Source organism: Mycobacterium persicum (genome assembly GCF_002086675.1).
GTDB classification, from domain to species: Bacteria; Actinomycetota; Actinomycetes; order Mycobacteriales; family Mycobacteriaceae; genus Mycobacterium; species Mycobacterium persicum.
In genome coordinates this window covers 1-2,430 of the sequence record NZ_MVIF01000205.1, presented here as the reverse complement: position 1 = coordinate 2,430, position 2,430 = coordinate 1, and the positions used below count along the sequence as shown (strand labels likewise).

The following is a 2,430-nucleotide window of genomic DNA, read 5'->3' as shown; positions in this document are numbered from 1 at the left end:
CCACCCCCGCCCTCCACCCACCGAGCCTCCCCGCCACCGGCAGCCCGGGAAACCCGCCACGCACAGGCGGCACCGCCGGCGCGGCCGGCGACGGCGGCGACGGCGGCCGGGGTGGTCAGGGCGGCGTCAGCACCACCCTCGGCGACACCGCCGGCCAAGGGGGCCAAGGTGGTCAGGGAGGCCAGGGCGGCCAAGGTGCCGTCGGCCCGGCGTCGGGAATCGGACACGCCGGTGGTCAGGGTGGTCAGGGCGGTCAAGGTGGTCAAGGCGGTAACGCCGCCAATGGCGCGAACAACGGCGCCGGCGGCCGCGGCGGCGACGGTGGCGCCGGCGGGGCCGGCGGGTCGGGTTACACCGACGACGGCGCCAACAACGCCGGCGCCGGCGGCACCGGAGGGGCAGGGGGTCAAGGCGGTGCCGGCGGCACGACGGGCACCGGCGGGTTCCCGGGACAGAATGTGGGCCAGGGCGGCCACGGCGGTGCCGGCGGCCAAGGCGGCCAGGGAGGGGCTACCACCATCAGCGGTCACACCGCCGGCGACGGCGGGCAGGGCGGACAGGGCGGCCAAGGCGGCGATGGGGCCAATGGTGTGCGGCCCAACGTCGCCAACACCGGCGGCCAAGGCGGTCAAGGCGGCGCCGGCGGCCAGGGCGGTGACGGCGGCAGCGCCGTCACCGGAGCGACCAATGGCAGCGGCGGCCAGGGTGGTCAGGGCGGTCGCGGCGGCACCGGAGGCGCCGGCTACAACGACGACGGTGGCTACAACGCCACCGACGGCGGCGCTGGAGGCACCGGCGGCCAGGGCGGCGCCGGTGGCGCCGCGGGCACGGGCGGCAACGGTGGCGCGGCGGGCGCCGCGGGCACCGGTGGCACCGGCGGCACCGGCGGTGATGGCGGAACCGGCAAGGCGGCCAGAGCCAGCGCTTCGCCCTTTGATGGTGCCTGGGGCGCGGCGGGCGGCGCCGGCGGGCAAGGCGGTGCCGGTGGCGCGGGCGTGGGCGGTGTCGGTGGTGGTCAAGGTGGCCAGGGCGGCGTCGGTGGACACGGTGGCGCCGGCGGCGCCGGCGGCAACAACACCGGAACCAGCAGCGGCACCGGCGGCGCGGGCGGTCAAGGAGGTACCGGTGGCGCCGCGGGTGCCGGCGGCTCCGGCACCGACGGCGGCGCCGCCGGCGCGAACGGCACCGCCGGCGACGGCGGGAATGGGGGCGCCGGCGGCAACGGCGGCGCTGGCCAAGCCGGCACCTCCGGCGCCTCGCCTACCGACGGCGGTCCGGGTGGCCAAGGCGGCGCCGGTGGTCAAGGCGGCGCCGGCGGTGCGGGCATTGGCGGGGTCGGTGGTGGTGATGGTGGCCGCGGCGGCGTCGGCGGTCAAGGGGGTGTCGGCGGTGCCGGCGGTACCAACACCGGAACCAGCGGCGGCAATGGCGCTGACGGCGGCCAAGGCGGCGTCGGCGGGGCCGCCGGCGCGGGCGGCTCTGCCACCGATAGCGGCGTCGCCGGGCCGAACGGTGCCGGCGGCAAAGGTGGCGCCGGTGGCCCCGGCGGTACCGGTGGCGTCGGCCAAGCCGGCACCTCGGGCGCTTCGCCCACCGCCGGCGGCCAGGGCGGCACCGGCGGGGTCGGTGGTCAAGGCGGCGCCGGCGGTGCGGGCATCGGCGGGGTCGGTGGCGGCCAAGGTGGCCAGGGCGGCGGTGGTGGCCAAGGGGGCATCGGTGGCGCCGGCGGCACCAACACCGGGACCAGCGGCGGTGCTGGCGCCGATGGCGGCAAGGGGGGAACCGGGGGCCTCTCCGGCAGCGGTGGCGCCGGGACCGACGGTGGTCTGATGGGTGCGGATGGTGTCGGCGGCAAGGGCGGCACCGGGGGCGCCGGCGGCAACGGCGGCACCGGTCAGGCCGGTACGTCGGGCAGCATTCCGACCGCCGGCGCGACGGGCGGTAAGGGTGGCGCCGGCGGGCAGGGCGGCGACGGTGGCGCGGCTCCCGGCAACCTCTTCGGCGGCCAAGGTGGCCAAGGTGGCGCTGGCGGCCAAGGCGGCGCGGGCGGCGCCGGCGGCACGAACACCGGAGCCGCCGGCGGCCATGGGGCCGACGGCGGTCAAGGCGGTGCGGGCGGCGCCGCGGGGGCCGGCGGCGTTGGCAGCGGTAACGGCGCCAACGGGGCGATCGGCACCGGCGGCAAGGGCGGTCAAGGCGGCGCGGGCGGTAACGGCGGCACCGGTCAGGCCGGCACATCGGGCAGCGTTCCGACTGCCGGTGGCCAGGGCGGTGGCGGCGGGGCCGGCGGCCAGGGCGGTGTCGGCGGCGCCGGCGTCGGTGGGGTCGGCGGTGGTCAAGGAGGCAACGGCGGGGTCGGTGGCAACGGCGGCGTCGGCGGCGCCGGCGGCACCAGCACGGGTACCGGGATCAACGCAGCGGGCGCCAATG

At 79.5% G+C, this 2,430-nt stretch carries 2 pseudogenes; one reads left to right on the top strand and one right to left on the bottom strand.

Annotation, left to right across the window (positions count from 1 at the left end):
- Positions 1-569, bottom strand: a pseudogene (locus BST40_RS33460) (hypothetical protein); the annotation flags it as partial.
- 21 nt (positions 570-590) lie between these two features.
- Between BST40_RS33460 and BST40_RS33455 the strand changes: the two are divergent.
- Positions 591-2,430 (top strand): annotated as a pseudogene (locus BST40_RS33455) (PE family protein); the annotation flags it as partial.